Origin of the sequence: Dyadobacter sp. SG02 (assembly GCF_900109045.1) — a bacterium.
In the GTDB taxonomy this organism is placed as follows: domain Bacteria; phylum Bacteroidota; class Bacteroidia; order Cytophagales; family Spirosomataceae; genus Dyadobacter.
This window is the reverse complement of sequence record NZ_FNYL01000008.1, coordinates 247,556-263,945: the sequence shown is the minus strand read 5'-3', so window position 1 is coordinate 263,945 and position 16,390 is coordinate 247,556. Positions and strand designations below refer to the sequence as shown.

At 51.3% G+C, this 16,390-nt stretch carries 10 protein-coding genes; all 10 read right to left on the bottom strand.

From position 1 onward, the window contains the following. Positions 1-156 precede the first annotated feature (156 nt). Positions 157-1,149 (bottom strand): T9SS type A sorting domain-containing protein, encoded by a 993-nt coding sequence (locus BMW93_RS20300; protein WP_229240611.1) that lies wholly within the window; start codon positions 1,147-1,149, stop codon positions 157-159. Positions 1,150-1,183: 34 nt separating this feature from the next. After that, positions 1,184-2,284 (bottom strand): tail fiber domain-containing protein, encoded by a 1,101-nt coding sequence (locus BMW93_RS20295; RefSeq protein ID WP_090380510.1) that lies wholly within the window; start codon positions 2,282-2,284, stop codon positions 1,184-1,186. A gap of 31 nt (positions 2,285-2,315) precedes the next feature. Beyond that, on the bottom strand, positions 2,316-3,371 hold the full coding sequence (locus BMW93_RS20290; protein ID WP_090380507.1) for a tail fiber domain-containing protein: 1,056 nt from the start codon (positions 3,369-3,371) through the stop codon (positions 2,316-2,318). A 23-nt stretch (positions 3,372-3,394) separates the two neighbouring features. After that, on the bottom strand, positions 3,395-4,531 hold the full coding sequence (locus BMW93_RS20285) for a tail fiber domain-containing protein (protein WP_229240610.1): 1,137 nt from the start codon (positions 4,529-4,531) through the stop codon (positions 3,395-3,397). A 46-nt stretch (positions 4,532-4,577) separates the two neighbouring features. Then, the gene (locus BMW93_RS20280; protein ID WP_090380504.1) at positions 4,578-5,639 is read right to left on the bottom strand and encodes a tail fiber domain-containing protein; all 1,062 of its coding nucleotides are present in this window, start codon (positions 5,637-5,639) and stop codon (positions 4,578-4,580) included. A 117-nt stretch (positions 5,640-5,756) separates the two neighbouring features. Next, the gene (locus tag BMW93_RS20275; protein WP_090380501.1) at positions 5,757-7,547 is read right to left on the bottom strand and encodes a hypothetical protein; all 1,791 of its coding nucleotides are present in this window, start codon (positions 7,545-7,547) and stop codon (positions 5,757-5,759) included. Positions 7,548-7,649: 102 nt separating this feature from the next. Continuing rightward, on the bottom strand, positions 7,650-9,383 hold the full coding sequence (locus BMW93_RS20270; protein ID WP_090380498.1) for a hypothetical protein: 1,734 nt from the start codon (positions 9,381-9,383) through the stop codon (positions 7,650-7,652). A gap of 169 nt (positions 9,384-9,552) precedes the next feature. Next, positions 9,553-11,322: a RagB/SusD family nutrient uptake outer membrane protein gene (locus tag BMW93_RS20265; RefSeq protein WP_090380495.1), complete on the bottom strand. Its 1,770-nt coding sequence runs from the start codon at positions 11,320-11,322 to the stop codon at positions 9,553-9,555. A 14-nt stretch (positions 11,323-11,336) separates the two neighbouring features. Then, positions 11,337-14,447, bottom strand: a complete 3,111-nt coding sequence (locus BMW93_RS20260; RefSeq protein ID WP_177194139.1) for a SusC/RagA family TonB-linked outer membrane protein — start codon at positions 14,445-14,447, stop codon at positions 11,337-11,339. Between the two features lie 33 nt (positions 14,448-14,480). Beyond that, positions 14,481-16,379, bottom strand: a complete 1,899-nt coding sequence (locus BMW93_RS20255) for a RagB/SusD family nutrient uptake outer membrane protein (RefSeq protein WP_090380489.1) — start codon at positions 16,377-16,379, stop codon at positions 14,481-14,483. Positions 16,380-16,390 lie beyond the last annotated feature (11 nt).

The following is a 16,390-nucleotide window of genomic DNA, read 5'->3' as shown; positions in this document are numbered from 1 at the left end:
GATCAGGAAGGATAGCAGGGTTAAGGAATTTCGTTGAATAGGTATTGGTAACTAAACCCGGCAAGCCGGTAGTTTTACTATGTTAATTTGCATTTAAATTAGAATCCGGACCATCGTGCGCGTTACCGACAACACCATAGCCCGGATCAGGGAATCTCAGTATTTTACAAAATGGGTACTTGCCGAAGAACCGCCGCGGTATTCAACTCTTAAAATGTAATTTCCGGGTTTAAAGCCGTTGATCCGCACATATTTTTTGTTGGACGAAGTCACCCGCTTATGCTCTTCTACTACACTACCACCGGCATTCAATATCTTCACGCATACTACGTTGGCCCAATCTTCCACATCCATTTCAAGCACGTCCACCGCCGGGTTCGGAAAAACCGCCAGCGCATTGCTGTTCCATTCCACCTTTCTGATCTGGCTGAATGCAAAAGTGCCGTCGCGGTCGACCATTTTCAGGCGGTAATAATTGTCGCCGGCAATGGGAATCCCGTCCGTAAAATCATAGGATACCTGGCCCTTGCTCTCCCGTGCGGAAGCTACCCGGCCCAGCGGCTGCCATTCATTCGCATTCCGGCTGCGCTGGATTTCAAAGAAATCGCTGTTGGTTTCGGAAGATGTTTTCCAGCTCAGCTTCACGGCCCTTTCGTCTTTTTGTGCGTCAAATGCAACCAGCGTAACAGGCAACGCGCTCTGCCCGTTCACGAGCGTGAGCATGCGCATGTCGAGATCGGCCACGTCTTTTGAAACATAATGTATTCCCAGATCACGTGTAGAACCAGTCATCGTAACAAACTCCGACTCATCCGACCAGGAATTGGCCAGTTCCAGCAAAGATTCCGTGTTTCCGTTCAGCTGCGAGGGAGCATAAATGATCCCGAGGTTCCCATGAAAATTGACCGGTTTATTAAAAACATAGGTCTTTTTAATACTCGCATTTGGGTTCCCCGGCACGGCTGTATACTTAACTTCAAGGGAATAATCATCTCCCAGGTTCAGGCCTTCGGTGGGTACCATGACCAGGCTATCCACCGAGAAAACGGTTCCGATGTTAACAAACATATTATTGCCTGTGACGAACTGGGCATGGGTCCGGGCTGAGCAAACGAGCAGCAGCCCGAGCATTGTAATTCTTTTAATCATATTTCAATAAGATTTAGTCGTGGATAGATCGCATTTACAGCTTTGAGAAAAGCACCCTTCTTCTTCTGCGGGTCTTTGAATTCTGGTCATTTTCAGCGAGCTGCGTTCTTATTCCTTCAACTTCCAGAAGGAGTTCGCTGTGCCTCCGCCTTAATTCCTGCGTCCTCTTAACCAGAGCTTGCACGGCAATCAGGTTTACGCCTTCCAGATCGGCTTGATTGATCGTCGTATCAGTGCCGATGGTACCATACCCGTCCTGCCCGAAAGCTTTGAAGAAGTCCTGTGCCATCGGGCCGTAATGGCGGAACGTTTTGGGGTCCTGTCCCTTATAGTTCCAGGATGTCAACGGCATCTTTTCGATTTTTTCAAGAAACGCCTCACCATCGACAGTACTGAAATTCTCCTTTTTATTTACATCCGAGATCATCTGCCAGGAATTCCCGCCCGGCGCCAGACTAACCCCCATCGAGGTCAGGCTATTGGTAAAAAACCGGTAACCTCCGGCGAACCGCATCGAAATCTGGTTATCACCACTGCTGGCAAGCTGGGTATTCTTGTTGTTATCCCCAAAAACAAATGCGCCCACCTTGCCATTAGTAGTAACGAGAGTGCCCAGCGCCACCGAATTGGAGCCGCTGGCAATGGCCGATTCCCCGTGCGCAAAAGAACAGAAAGCCGATGCTGTCGAATTTTCACCGCTTGCAAACGAGGCCGTGCCGGAGGATAAGGTTTTCAACCCCAAAGCTGTCGCACCAACACCTGTCGCAAAAACTTCAAACCCTGACGCAAACGAATATTTCCCGATAACCAGGGGGTCAAGGCCACCATTTCCTACTCTTTCGCCAATTGTGCGGAAAGCGCTTTTGTCGTGAAACCATTTCATTTTGAATTCCACCGGATCGGGGAAACTCGGATTGTAATAAGGACTGTTATCAGGCGCTAATTGAGGTGTACTTGCTAATACCGACCCATCATGCACATGCAGTGTAGCCTGAGGGGCGCTGGTCCCGATACCGACCTGTGCGATTGATTTACCCGGCAGAAAAGCCAAGGTAAGGGCAGATATTCCGAGCGTAACAACATTTAAACAATTTACAACCGGTTTCGCCAAACCTACCGTCAAAGCAATTTTCATAGTGTGATTAAAGTTTAAATTAAAAAAACAATTATTGGGGCTTACTCGCCAGTACCGCATGCTTTTTCATGCGAAAATCATTGTTAACCGAAAGCTGTGCCCTCAGTTTGAGTAACTCGCGTTCCAGATCATCGTTCATTGTTTGAAGATCATCGGTTTCTTCCGCCAATGCCTGAATTGCAATGAGCGTCACACCGTCCAGGTCAGACTGATTGATGGTCGTATCCGAGCCTATCGAACCATAGGCATCTTTTCCGAATGCAGCGAAAAAGTCCTGCGCCATCGCTCCGTAATGACGGCAGGTCTTCACATCCTGCTCCTTGTAGTTCCACGACGATAGGGGCAAGCCGGCAATCTTGTCGAGAAAGCCTTTCCCATTTATGGGAGCGAAATTCTCCTTCTTCCTGACATCGGAAATCACACTCCATGCATTTGCGTCTGCGGCAAGAAGAATGCCGGTTGAAAGATTGCTGGTTGTAAAAAACCGATAGCCTCCCCCAAACAACATTTTGATTTGATGATTATCTGTGCTCTGTGAGGAAACTACCGCATGTCCCAGGATAAATGCGCCGATCAGATAGTTATTCGCCAGATTTGTTCCCATTGAAATGCATCCAGGCCCATCGGCAGAAGCAAAATTCCCCTGCGCAAACGAATGACTTCCATAGGCAATCGAGAATTGCCCGCTTGCGAAAGTAGCGAAAGCCTCTGAACGTGTTCTCAAACCTATCGCCGATGACCCAAGCCCCGTCGCAAAAGCGTCGAATCCGGAAGCAAACGAATACTTGCCAACCGCCGTGGGATCGATCGCTTGATTGAAAATACTCTTCCCTACGGCTCGAAATGCTGATTTCTCATGCATCCATTTAAATGCATGATGCACCGGATCGTCATCGAAATTGAGTGGATCATAAAAAGGGCTATTTTCCGAGCCTAGCGTCGGTGTCTGGGAAAGAAACGCACCATTATATACGTGTAATCTTGCTTTTGGGAAAGCGGTTCCGATGCCGATCTGAGCATTTGCGAGCCCGTGATCAAGCACGCAGATCACTACTAGTGAACAGATTTTTACTATTAAATTTCTCATAAGTTGATTGTGTAACAGGATGATTATCTTTGACTTACAAGAATTCGTTTTCTTTTCCTAACGGGCGCAAACTGAGCCTCCGCAAGTTGTGCTTTGATGGTAGCGATTTCTGCAAGGAGATCGCTATTCATGCGTTGCAGATCCTCTGTTCTCTTGACCAAGGTCTGAATTGCAATGAGGTTTACACCGTCAAAATCAGCCTGATTGATAGTCGTATCAGTCCCGATTACGCCCACGTTGTCTTTGCCGAAGGCTTGATAAAAGTCTTGCGCCATGGGTCCGTAGTGGCGAAATAATTGGGCCTCCTGTCCGGTATAGTTCCAGGACGTCAGCTGGAAAGAACTAATCTTTTCCAAAAGACGCTCCCCATTTACGGGACTGAATTTCTCTTTTTTAGTAACATCCGACCAAATGGTCCAAGAATTGCCCGACGGCACGAGTCGTACACCTACACTAGAAGGCGTGTCTGAGAAAAACTTGTATCCTCCCGAGAATCGCATTATTATTTGATGGTTTGCATCGTTCTTGCTAATCGCACCTGAAACATTATCCCCGTATGCGAACGACCCTTCCCTACCATTAGTGGTTGCATAGGACCCAATTGTCACCGAGTTGTTACCGCTGGCAAAGCATTGATAACCATAAGCGAAAGAAGTTGAGCCACTCGCCGTTGCGGAAGCACCTGCAAACGAATAATTTCCGCTCGCGATCGATGTTGCGCCTAAGGCCGTAGAGACGATACCCGAAGCAACAGCCTCATAGCCAGAAGCAAAGGAAAATATCCCAACTTGTTGAGGATTGAACCCATTGTTTCCCAATACCCCTCCAACCGCTCTGAATGCACTTTTATCATGAATCCAATGCATCCGGGAATAATAAATCTCAGGCGAGGCAGGATTATACCATGGAACAAGTGTGGGGTCAGCTATTTCACCCGTTCCTAACGCAGAACCTTCATTTAAGTGAAGTGCCGCCAGAGGTAGAGTGGTACCTATGCCCGTTTGGGCGATGGAAATCTGACAAGCCAATAAGCAAAAACCAGCAATAAAGAGACAACTTTTGAGATAACCATTATTCAAAAACCCCCTAAACTCGATAGGTCGAAAAATAGGATATTCTGACAAAACTGTGGTATGACCGGATACATGTAAAGTTTTCATTATGATAATTAGGTCAGTTTAAAAGACAACACTCAATTACTATGCACTATCTCTTACTTAAAAGGGCCCTTTTCTTCTTTTTGCGATCCGCTGCAAAATCAGAGAAAGCTAACTGTGCTTTAATATTTGAGAGTTCGATCGTTAATTCTTTGTGTGTTTGTAGCAGGCTGTCGGTTCTCTTTACCAAAGCTTGAATCGCAATCAGATTTACGCCATCAAAGTCAGCCTGATTTATGGTCGTATCGGTGCCGATAGTGCCCAGACTATCCTTTCCGAAGGCTCGAAAAAAGTCTTGTGCCATGGGACCGTAATGGCGAAATGTTTTCGGGTCCTGCCCCTTATAATTCCAGGACGTCAGACGTAAGGCTGCGATTTTCTTCAAAAAATCCTCCCCATTTACAGGAATAAAGTTTTCTTTCTTATTCACGTCCGACATCACGGCCCAGGCATTGGCCCCTGGTGAAAGCGATACGCCTATAGTTGAAAGCGGGTTGGAAAAAAGCTTATATCCTCCTGAGAATCGCATTACCATTTGATGATTTGCATCATTTGTCAAATTTCCACCCGCATGATCTCCGAATATAAACGAACCCTGTTTGCCATTGGTCGATACTGCGGATCCCATAGCGACGGAATAATCACCGGTCGCTGAAATACCGGATCCATGCGCGAACGACATCAGTCCAGTTGCATAGGTGTTTGAGCCGCTCGCAAACGACCAACTACCTCCGGCGGTTGTTCTTGCCCCGAATGCCGCTGATCCGATACCCGATGCTACACTCTCATATCCCGAAGCGATCGAAAACAACCCAACCTGCTGTGAATCAAAGCCATCGTTTGTAATTATTCCTCCAAGAACGCGGAATGCGCTTTTGTCGTGATACCAGCGCATGCGATAGTAAACGGTCAGTGGATCGCTGGGGTCATAAAAAGGGTTAATGGCCGGATCTGGGGCTGTTGTTGTGGCTAATATAGAGCCCTCATTAACATGCAACTTCGCTTGAGGTAATACCGTCCCGATCCCCACCTGTGCTTCGGAGGCAAAAGCGATCAAATTCAGGGCGACAGCGCAAAAGGCGATGCGCCCCACATTCTCTAATTTTTTCATCGTGCGTGATTGTAAAAGTTTAACATTCGACATCATTTTAGAGCCGAATGTCACCCTATTGACCTACAATCACGCTGAACATTACCCAAGTGGCCTGTCGCGTTTATTTATCGGAAATCATGGCTTGTAATGGTAGTTCCCCCGCCCCATCGGCGCAGTATCGCCGTTCAGCCAGAAATCCATGACGTCCCCTTCATGTTGCATGTTGTCGCTCCATTTGAATTCGAAATCCGGCTCGCCCGTGATGTTTAGCATTGCCTTCGGGACTTTAATTTCCAGTCTATTTTTGGAAACCGAATATTCCACTTCGCCCGCTCTCTGCCAATTCCAGGCGGCGTCCGTCTTTTCCAATACGGCCTTTTGTCCGGGATTAATGCGGTTGATCACGACGTCGTAACCTTCCCAACCCGTGTTTTTGTCGCGATCGGTATCGATGAAAAGCCGCATCCAGCCCGGATCGGCCGCCGGACTTAGCGGTTGGGCCGTTTCCGCGTAAAAATAAATGTGGTCCCGATCGCGGGCGACTTTGGACAGGACGATATCGTTCCGACCGGTGGTATTACGGTACACCATACTCCCCCATCCGGCGCTATTTCGGGGGATTGTATTGCCTTTGTGCGCTTTGAATGCAGGCGTAACGCGGTCCCATTCTTCAAACTGACCGTCAATTTTGATGGTTTGAATGCCTGAAACCGGTTGGCGTGCGGGCAAACCTTTGAAGCGGCGGATATTGGCCGCCATCTGATAATAATAGTTGTCGCCATGCCCGCCTTTCATCGGCTCGATGTCGCGGCTGCCTTCTTGATCGAATTCGTCGGGGAAGGCATTGGGCTGCTGCTGCCAAACGTCGTACCGACCGGCGATCCATTCGTTCCAGCCGGTAATGAAAATGAATTCCGGATTGATTTCCAGCGCCCTGTCCCATTGCTCCTGAAAATTGTGACCGTAGTTTACCGCCCCCGGTTCGGTAATGTGCCCTTTCGTACCGGTGTAACTACGCCCGAAAGAGCCGGTTGCATTCAATGCGGTGAGGCCGCGTTCTTTTGTCCAGTTCTGGGCTACGCCCACGGTTGCCTGCTCAAAACTGCCGTCGGTATTCTTTTTAAAACCGTGTTGCGGGTAAATTTCCAGCCAGCCCCAATGGTCGGGCCTCTCCGGGCCTTTGTTATAAACCGGCTGGCCGGGCCTGAATGTAAAGAATTCACGCATTTCTTTTTCCAGTTCCGGCTGCGCTGGCTGCCCCTTCATGGCTTCCGCAAAGGCAGGATCGGCCATGATGAACGGCTTTCCCTTCCACATAAACCATAAGTCCTTGTATTTACCGGGTTTATAAAGATCACGATAGATCTCCCTGATAATTTCCTTACCGCCGTCACCAACCCAGAACGGCAGCATGAATGCGATCTGTGGTGTTTTGACGCCGTCTTTCCTGGCCTGTGTAAATACCTCGCAAAGCTTCATGTACGACTCTTTCCAGGTGATATTGCCATTGGTACAATCGAATATGATCATGTCCACACCGGCGTCGGCGAGCATTTCGGCGTGTTTGCGCAGTACCCATTCGTCGGTATCGATGTAATACCCAAACAAAGGCTCGGCCCAGAACCACGGACTGTTCCGCTTCGGCCAGATCGGGTTTTTGAAATCGTGGATAGCCTTCGGATCGCGGGCCAGGTACTCGGTCACATTTAGCGGCGGGTTGTTTTTGGCCTGCTGGGTATGCCAGGTCCAATAGAACAGGCCTACGAATTTGTCCTTTTTCAAATCGCCGACTTGCTCGCGATCGGGCAACTTGCGGCCCACGACATCGGTTGCGGTAACGTCGGCGGTGTAATTCTGGGCAAATACATTTGTAATGAAAAACCCCGAAAATAATATCCAAATGATGGGACCATATTTGATTTTCATAATCTACAATTCTTACGGTGCGCTGCACCTTGTCGGATATTTGTTTTTGACAGTATTAGGAGCAGAGCCTGGCAATACTTTTGGCAGACATTGTGAATTGATTTATTGATTTACAACAAAATTGAATCGTCCTCCCGGTGCGGCGTCTCCATTCACATACCAGTCCAGCGGGTTACCTTCCTCCTGCATATTATCCGACCATTTGAATTCCAGATTTAGAGGTGTTTTTAGATTGGCAAGATAGCTTCTTGGAATCGTCACCATCATCCGGTTTCCCTGCACCTGGTAGGTCACTTTTTTTACATCGTGCCAGTTGCCTGCCCGGTATTGCTGTAAAGTGTTACCCGCCACAATGCGGTAATCGTAGCCTTTCCAGCCAGTATTTGGTTTTCGGTCGGTGTCGAGGTAGAGGCGCATCCAGTTGTCGCCCGAGTTGGGGGTGATTTCCGCGGTAGTCCGGGCGTAGAAATAGAGGTTTTTATTATCCTGTGCTACTTTCAGTTGGTCAAAATCATTCCGTCCGGTTTTGTTTACGTACGTATGCGCGGGCTCGGTTTGCGCGCCCGGGTGGTTGCGCTCTTGCGTGTCGCCGGTATAATCGCGGTAGGTAGGCGTTACGTCTTTCCAATCGTCTAGCACCTTGATAGTTCTGGCCGGGCCTAATGCCGGATTGGCCTCTACTCCTTTATACCGACGCATATTACTGACCAGCTGCATATAATAGTGGTCCTTCAAACCGGCAGTCAGCGAGGGTTCTATGTCCCGGCTATATTCCGGGCTCGCCTGGTCGCAGAACCATGAATGCTCGGGGTTCTTGTCGTGGCTCGGGAATTTACCGGCGATCCACTCATTCCAGCCCGTTACATATATAAAAGGCACATTTTGTTTGATGGCGTAGTCCCATTGTTCCTGTACATTATAACCATAAGCAATATCCTTTTTGGGATCGCCGTGAGAGCTGTTGCGATAGCTGCGGCCCCAATTGTCCATATTACCATAAAACGCCGAGCCGCCCATTCCGGCTGTCGGATTGGGGTGCTGGGCCACGGAGACGTTGATAATCTCGCCTTCGCCTTTCGTATTATAATGCACCTTCTGCGGCCGCGTGAACGAAATCCAGGGCCAGCCATTCACCTTTTGCTTCTCGGTGGGCCATTGCGATTCGCGGAAAGTGAAAAAAGGCTCGAAGTTTTTGCCTTTGGCTTCACTGCCAATGCCGATGATCAGCGGTTTGCCGTCGAGCAGGTACCAGCAGTCGGGATGGCGGTAGGGAGCACCTTCTTTGTAGAACATATCATAGGCCTCCTGCATGGTCTCACCGGATTGTGTATTGGTATAAAACACAATTTTAGGTGCATTGCGGCCCTGTGCGCGGACGGCGTCCATGGCTTTCATGAGCACATCGGCCTGTTTGGGGTAGGTAAGCCGGTTGGTAGCATCAATGACGAGAAAATCCACGCCCGCATCGGTAAGCAGCTGAATGCTGCGGAGGTGCACCCAATAATCATCGGCTTTGTAATATCCGTAAATGGGCTGGCCCCAGTAATACATGCCCAGGCTCTTCGGGTCTCCGCCCCAATGCGGGTTATCGAAATCTTCGAGCACTTCGGGGTATGCGGACACGATTTCGTGGAGGTCCCAGGACTTCGCGGGAGCTACATCATGCCACAAAAAATAAAACATACCTACCTGCCGATTGGCTTTCGGGTCGCCCACGGCGGCATTTTGGGGCAATGTCCGTCCGAGATCGTCGGTACCGGCCAGCGGCTGGGCCTGCGCGGTACGTGTCATGGCTGCAAGAATAATGAAGAGATATAGCGTTATGTGTTTTTGCATTGATTTAAGCCTTTTGATGATCGACTGAGAGATTACTGGGGCATTTGGTTTTACGGCCATTGTCATGCTGATGGCCGATTACGGTCGCCGGATCGCCGGGCCGCCGGGCCGCCGGATCGCCGGATCGCCGGGCGGCCGGATCGCCGGACCGCTGACATTCGGTTTGATGTCAATCCAGCCAGCCGGGGTTTTGCCAGTCTGTGCCGGAGAGGCCGATGATCTTGTCGACTTCGCTCTGGTCGATCGGGTACATTAAGTATTTATCCGAGAATGCATTGCGGTTCTGGAACTTGAAGCGTTTGTAGACAAAATTGGTCCCGCTTTTGGTAATGCGCATGCCTGTCACGAAGCGGTCGGTCTGGTCGAGGATTTTCCAGCGGCGGACGTCAAAAAAACGATGTTCCTCAAATGCCAGCTCGATGCGGCGTTCGTTGCGGTATTTCTTTTCAAATGCATCCTTGCTCATGCCCAATGGGAAGCCCGGCATCCCGGCGCGGGTGCGGACCGCATTCACAGCATCGCGCGCCGACATCGAGAAGTTACCCGCTTTCACCGGCACATCCGGCCCCGCCGACTGGTAAGCCGATTCGGCAAAATTCAGGTACAGCTCCGCCAGCCGCAACAACCGTACCGCCCCATCGGCGTCGTTATCCTGCCCGGAGCGGTAGTTGTTGAATTTCCGTAGATAATAGCCTGTGCGGGTGTGCTTACGGTTAATGTCCGAAATCTCCTCCGCACCGCCTGCGAACGTCTCTACTTTCTTCCCATTCGGCTGGTCGAGGTTGCGCACCGCGCCATTGTAGTAAATAGAAGCATAAAAACGCGGATCTCGGCCTGCATAAGGATCATTCTCTTTGTAACCTGATTTGGAATTAATGACAGGTACTGTCCGGCTTTCGTCGGAATAACCGGTAATGGGCGCTTCGCCATTGGCCATTTCGTAAGCGTCCACCAGGTCCTGCGTCGGACACGGGCCGGTGCGCTCCATACCCGGATTGGTAGGCATGCCCGCGTAGCGCCACACCTGCATTTTGTCGCCGACGTGGTAAATCGTCTCCTTATCCGTAGCGCGCTGGTCGTTGGAACTTGTGAAGAAAAATAATGCATAGGCATTCTGCGCAATGTTCGCGGCCGGCTTCTCGTCGAACAGGCGGTAACCATTGGCAAGGCACTGCGACAATGCCTCGGCATTAATCTCTGTTGCCTTCGCCCAGGTGTAAGTACCATCGGTCCAGAGCGGGGAAGCGGCGTAGGTTACAGCCTGGCTTTTGACCGCATAAGCCACAGCACGGGTCATAATACCATATTGATTATCATAAATCTCCCACGGGAGCCCGTCGCGCGTGGCGGGGTATGACAATGCTTTGTCACAGTCGGAAAGAATGAATGTGACCACTTCCGAGAATTTCGCACGCTTGTCGGTAGAGAAGTCGTGATCGATGCCCAGTGGTTTGTCAAAAATCGGGACGCCGCCGTAGCGCTTGATGAGTTGCAGGTAATACAATGCCCGAAGCGTATGCGCCTGGGCCGTCCAGGCATTTTTCTCCCCCTCGCTCGCATACACGGGGGCGGTTTTGATATTCTCGATAAACACATTGCATTTGCGGATGGCCTCGTACAAATCGCCCCACGGACTTTTGTCTGCGGAGTTTTCGGCGTAGGTGTTGGAAGTTACATTGCCTCCATACCAGACGATGTAGCGTGAGCCGGGAGTAATGTCGTCGGCGTCCTGCGCTTCGTCGGTGAACGAAGCCCGGTCCATGTAAGGTTTGGGAACCGAGCCATAGCAAGAATTGAGATAGCCGCGCGTGCGGTTATAGTCGCTGAAAACCTGGTCCATGGTAATACGGCCGTCGGTGGGCAGGTCGAGCTGCTCGTTGCAGGCGGCAAGCAGGCCGGTTATCGCGGAGGTCAGCAGAAGTAGTTTATATTTTTTCATATCAAAAACCTGATTTAGAAAGTCACACTGATACCCGCATTGAAAACCCGGTAGGCCGGAAAGGCCAGGTAGCCATCGCCTTCCGGTCCGAAATCGCCGGATTTCATTTTGTCCCAGGTAACGAGGTTCTGCCCGCTCACAAGCACCCGCAGCTTATCCGCCCGGATCAGCCTGGATATTGAAAACGGCAACGTATACGAAAGCTCCACGTTTTTCAGCCGCACGTACGAGCGGTCGTACAGGTAATAATCGCTCGCTTCGTGGTTCACCGTCCGTGCCAGCGACAATGCGGGCGACGTGATTTTCTCTCCCGCCGCATACCGCTCGGGCGTCCACGCATTGCGGTGCAGCGCGCCGAACACGCCGTCGTAATCGGTTTCAAAAACGCCCGTGCCTGCATACATGGTCGAATAATTGCCCACGCCCTGGAATAGCACACTCAGGTCGAAGTTTTTGTAGGTAATGCCGGCGGAAATGCCATAAACGACGCTGGGAAGCGTGCCTGTACCGATCGGCGCCTTGTCGCGCTCGTCGATTTTACCGTCGGCATTCAGGTCCTGGTATTTCAAATCGCCCGGGCGCGGTGTGCCGAAACTGTATGCAAGGTTACTGTTATCGATTTCCTGCTGCGAATTGAAAAAGCCATTACCATTGCTGTAATCCACCCGATAGCCGAATGCCTGCCCGAATGCATAGCCTTCCTCCCATTTACGATAGGCATAATCCTCCGTTTTCCGTGCCTCGTTCCAGCTGATGACCTTATTTTTAGTATAGCTCAGCATCAGTCCGGCGTGCGCGGAAAAGTCTTTGGAAAATCTTTTAGTATAACCCACATTGATATCCACACCTTTATTCTCGAAAACCCCCGCATTGATTTTGGGATAATTATCCAAAGGAATACCCTGGTAAAGCGGGATTGTCGACAACGCGCCCACCACCATATTGTCCATCCGCTCTTTGAACACATCCACCGAAACCGAGAATGCATTCCACAATCCGAAATCGATGCCGTAGTTCTGCTTTTTGGAAACTTCCGCGCGGATATTCGGATTACCAACCTGCCCTTCCTCCACCAGGTATTGCAGCGACCCGATCGGCCCGCCGCCCTTGGCGGTCACGTTGTCCAGATACGCAAACCGCATCAGCCCGCTCTGGTCGTTAGCGGTTTTGCCGTAGGAAGCGCGGATTTTCATGTTGGTCAGGAATGCATTGTTTTTCAGAAACGGCTCGTTGGACACCGCCCAGGCCGCCGAAACCGCCGGCGTGCTGGTGTAACGCACATTCCGCGCATATTGCTCCGACCCCGAATAACCCAGGTCCAGCTTCACCAGGTAGCGGTTATCGAAACCATAGGAAACCTCAAAACCCGAGCTTACACGATTGTAAGGCAGCAAGTCGGGCGATGAATTATCGGCCTTTGTGAGGTTCTGATAAAAGATATAGGCCATCCCGCCCACCCGGTGCCGTCCAAAATCGCGCTTGTAATTCATGGCGATATTGTAGGTGAGGTGGTAGTAATAGGAATGGCTCTTGGAATAGGCCAGCGGCGTGTTGTTCTGCGCACCTTTTTTGGTAAATGTCAGTGCCGAATCACTGGATTGCACCCAGCGTTCATAGTCCTGCTTGGTGGAAAGGCTACCCACCGAGTTGGTCTGGTATGCCATGGTACCGGTCAGGTTGAGGCCTTTGGTTAGAAAACCCATATCGAGGTCCAGGCCGAACTGAGAGACGATATTGGTGACGGTATGCCGCGTATACCCCGTCCGGTTGAGCATGCCGTAGGTAGGTGATTCGACCCGTTCGGTAGTGATCACTTTTCCTCCGGCGTCGAGCACTTCACCTGACGGACTAATTACTTCCGGCGTTACCGGCCCGTAGAGGGTCGGCGGGATCTGGAAAATGCTTTTATACACATCCGCATTACTTGCACCGCCGGGCGTACGCTCGCGCTTCACATTACCCGCGAGGCGGATAAATGCTTTCAGATAGCGGTTCAGGCTCATATCGATGTTGGAGCGGTAATTGACCCAGATATTGTTCGCATTCGGGTCGTAGCGCGGCTGGTCGGTTTTGAAATAGCCGCCCTGGTGCATGAAATTGATATTGGAGAAAAACTGCACCTTATCATTGCCGCCCGTCACATTCACGCTCGCGCGCTGCATGGCCGCGAAGTTTTTGAGATAGCGGTGGTACCAATTGTTGTTCGGGTACAAATCGCTGTTCTGCCCTGAGCGGTAGCCGTCAATTTGTTGCGGACTGAAAAGGTAGTTCGCGCCTAAGCCATCGTTCAATGCGGCCTGGTTGCGCATTTGGGCATATTCGCCAGCATTGTAGAATGCAGGTTTCGTGGTAACCTGCTGCATCGACTGGTCAAAACGCGTCTTGATCTGCAAGGGACCTCTCCTACCGCGTTTGGTCGTGATCACCAATAGTCCATTAGCTCCCTGAATACCGTACAGTGCCTGCGTAGAGGCGTCTTTAAGTAAAGTAATGGATTCGATTTCGTTGGCGGTGATGTATTCCAATGTCTGGTTGCTGTTGTAGGCATTGATAATACCATCGATGATCACGAGCGGACCGGTAGTACGGGCTGCGGAAAGGCCGCGGATCGACAGGTTGGTCGTTGCGCGCGAAAGTTCGGAGAATGCTTCCTGCGTGGTGAGCCCCGAAAGCCTGCCTGCCAGCGTCTGCGTCAGGTTCGCGACGGGCGATTTTTCCAGCTCCTCGCCTTTCACGGTCGATACCGCGCCGGAGAGCTCGCTGCGCAACTGGGATGTATAGCCGAGCTGCACCACCTCGTCTTTGAGGTGCGCGTCCCATTCAAGGCGCACCTGCACTTCCTGTTTATCCGAAACAGCGATTTTCTGGTTACCATAGCCATTGAGCGAGAACACGAGCGCACGGCTTCCGTCGTCGACCGTCATCGTGAACTCCCCTTTCACATTGGTAGCTGTCCCGTTTTTCCCGTTTTCGGAAAGGATCGTCACGCCCGCGAGCGGCTGGCCGAATTCGTTCAGCACCGTGCCGGCCACAGTTCCCGTGAGCTCCTGCGCGTGAAGCTGCATTCCGCCCAGCAGGCAGGCCAGAACGGGTATTATTATTTTTGATTTGATAAAATGTATCATATCCTTGAAGATCTGGTCTTTTGAAAACATGGACTACCAACCTGCATTCTGCCAGTCGGCCCCGGTGATGGAGCGGAGGCGGTTCGCTTCGTTAAGCGGAATGGGCACCCAGAGGAACTTGTTGGCGTAGTTCTTGCGCTCGGTGTTACGGACAGGCCTGCGTGCGTAGGTGAAGGAGCCGTCGGCATTGCGGGTGATTTCCATGGCGGTTACCCATCGGTCCGTTTTCGACAGATCATCGGTTGGTTTCGACCAGCGGCGGAGATCGAAATAGCGGTTTTCCTCCATCGCCAACTCCACCCTTCTTTCGGCGTGAATGCGTTTGATAAGGTCGGCTTTCGACAGCGAGGCGGGTAATGCGGGCATTCCGGCACGGGTACGGATTTCGTTCACTGCCTTGACCGCATCGGCCAGCTGACCGGCTTCGGCAGCGGCTTCGGCGAAATTGAGGACCACCTCGCCCAGACGGAACAATTTCCAGTTAGCCCCGGCAATGGGGTTATCGCCGCCGGAGTTCGGGTGCAGGAACTTCCGCTCGTAGTAGCCCGTGCGCGTAGCCTTGCGTGTGCTCGGGTGAATGCCCGTTTGCGGCTCGTTTTTATAGGTTGCAATGATCCGCGTACGGTTACCGATCGGGGCAGGATAGTTTTCAAACGACTCCGGCGCTTCGGCAAAGTTCCACATAGCTTTTCTTTTGGAGCCATTGTAATAAATGGAGGCATAAAAGCGCGGGTCGCGTTTGGCATACGGGTTTTTCACGTCGTAGGTTTTGTTGGCGGTATTGTAGTTCGGTTGTAAATGCTGGTCGTCGAGGTAAGGCTTGTCCAGGTCGAGTACCGGCTGACCGTCGATGGTTTCGTAGGCATCGACGAGTTCCTGCGTCGGGCAAGTGCCGGATTTATAACCATCCTGCGAGCCGATGCCGTCGATGTTCCAGATATTACCCTGGTTCTCGCGGCTTTGGTAAATAGTCTCACGGTCGACCGGATTAGGCGCGTACTTCATGGTTTGGGTGAAATACTCGTTGTACAGCGCCGTTTTCTCGTTCTTGTCGGGGCCCAGAAATGCCACATCCGACAAATAGGTTTGCGACAGGTTCACTTTGTTGTACAGCTCGTACCCATTCGTCCGCAGATTTTCCAGTGATGTTTTATTCACCTGATAAGCCTCCTGCCAGTAATTCTGGCCTGCATTGTTCATTGGGCTGGCTGCGAACAGGATCATTTTGGATTTGATCGCCTCGGCCAATGCCTTGTTCACCCGGCCGCCTTCGCTGTCGGTGGTAATGCGCCAGGGGAGTTCTGCCGTGCTTAGTGCCACGTCGCAGTCTTCCATAATGAATTTGACCAATTCGTAATAGCTCGCTTTGGTTACCGTCGAAAAATCCTGCTGGAAATCGTAAGGCTCGCGCTCGATGGACAGCACGGCACCGAACCATTTCAGCAGTTCGGAATAATAATAGGCCCGTAGCAAATGTGCCTCGGCTTTCCAGCGGGCGCGGTCGGCCGGGTTGCGTACCGTGGCCTTGTCGATGCGACTGATGAACAACGTGCAGTTACGGATCGCGCTCCAATACCGCGCCCAGTAGTCGCCATTGCCTCCCTCGGAACTGATATTCGTGATAGGATGATTACCCGCGGAAGCATCGCCATTGTACATTCGCCCCGACATAATCCACGATTCGGCCTCGGCGTCGGTATCCCAGCTCTCGTCGCTCCAATTCACCGGTCCGCGGCTCCAAAAGAAGTAACGTGTGCCTTTCACGGGGATATTGGCATAGCAGCTGTTCAGGAATGCGCCGGTTTTGTCGTTATCGGCAAAGATCTCGTCCATCGTAAGCTTGCCGTCGGGGGCCATGTCCAGCACGTCTTTGCAGGAAGTGAGTGTGATCATCGCCAGTATCAATGCATATCGTAAAGCTTTCATTTTCATATTGCGGCGCT

Bases quoted from the DNA above. Each gene is read 5' to 3' on its own strand.
- BMW93_RS20300 (WP_229240611.1), bottom strand. From the start codon at position 1,149: ATGATTAAAAGAATTACAATGCTCGGGCTGCTGCTCGTTTGCTCAGCC.
- BMW93_RS20295 (WP_090380510.1), bottom strand. From the start codon at position 2,284: ATGAAAATTGCTTTGACGGTAGGTTTGGCGAAACCGGTTGTAAATTGT.
- BMW93_RS20290 (WP_090380507.1), bottom strand. From the start codon at position 3,371: ATGAGAAATTTAATAGTAAAAATCTGTTCACTAGTAGTGATCTGCGTG.
- BMW93_RS20285 (WP_229240610.1), bottom strand. From the start codon at position 4,531: ATGAAAACTTTACATGTATCCGGTCATACCACAGTTTTGTCAGAATAT.
- BMW93_RS20280 (WP_090380504.1), bottom strand. From the start codon at position 5,639: ATGAAAAAATTAGAGAATGTGGGGCGCATCGCCTTTTGCGCTGTCGCC.
- BMW93_RS20275 (WP_090380501.1), bottom strand. From the start codon at position 7,547: ATGAAAATCAAATATGGTCCCATCATTTGGATATTATTTTCGGGGTTT.
- BMW93_RS20270 (WP_090380498.1), bottom strand. From the start codon at position 9,383: ATGCAAAAACACATAACGCTATATCTCTTCATTATTCTTGCAGCCATG.
- BMW93_RS20265 (WP_090380495.1), bottom strand. From the start codon at position 11,322: ATGAAAAAATATAAACTACTTCTGCTGACCTCCGCGATAACCGGCCTG.
- BMW93_RS20260 (WP_177194139.1), bottom strand. From the start codon at position 14,447: ATGATACATTTTATCAAATCAAAAATAATAATACCCGTTCTGGCCTGC.
- BMW93_RS20255 (WP_090380489.1), bottom strand. From the start codon at position 16,379: ATGAAAATGAAAGCTTTACGATATGCATTGATACTGGCGATGATCACA.